We start from the raw sequence: 758 nt of genomic DNA, 5'->3' as shown, positions 1-758 counted from the left end.
GGTGACCAGCGCGGTACCACGCCCATGCCACATGGTCGGTGCCTCACCACCCGCGTCACCGACCGGCATCGCCCGCGCCAGACGGGCACCCCATGTACCCGTGGCACGAATCGCCACCTGATCCTCACCAGTGCCCCCGACGAGAACGCCGACCAGCGCGCCCCCAACGCGACCGTCCATTTCAGCAGGCAGATCGACCAGACCACCCCAACGGTCCGGATGCTCCAAACCGATCACACGGCCAAGACCCCAGATTCCCGCCTGATCAGGATCCACCAGATCACCCTCGACCACCGAGACCCCACCACGAGTGACACACCACAACGGCGCATCGACCCCGGCCGCCACAAGGGCCTGGAGCAATAGCACCGTGGCCTCGACCGACAACAACGACACCACACCCGCAACCGGCCCCGCGTCCAGCTCGCCGACCGTTTCGCCCGTCACGACCTCGACACTGACCCCAGCACCGGCCGACCGCAACACGGCAGCCACATCAACACCGTCCGCACCCGACTCGACCACAACCAGCCAAGTGCCGGTGAGGCCCACCTCCCCGGACACCACCGGGATCGGGGACCAGCCGAGCCGATAACGCCAACCATCGATGACCGAACGCTCCTGCCGCGCCCTCCGCCACGACGAGAGGGTGGGCAGGGCAACGCTGAGCGGCTGTTCAGCATCAACACCGAACGAACCGAGATCCCCACGCTCGACCGCATCCCAGAACGCCGCGTCCACCACACTCGTCGCAGGCT

General features: G+C 67.4%; 1 pseudogene. It reads right to left on the bottom strand.

The annotated features are described in order from the left end of the window. A pseudogene (locus NP777_RS47020) lies at positions 1–741 on the bottom strand (polyketide synthase); the annotation flags it as partial. Positions 742–758 lie beyond the last annotated feature (17 nt).

The organism is Streptomyces rugosispiralis, from assembly GCF_024505145.1.
In the GTDB taxonomy this organism is placed as follows: domain Bacteria; phylum Actinomycetota; class Actinomycetes; order Streptomycetales; family Streptomycetaceae; genus Streptomyces; species Streptomyces rugosispiralis.
This window is presented reverse-complemented; position numbering and strand designations above follow the sequence as displayed.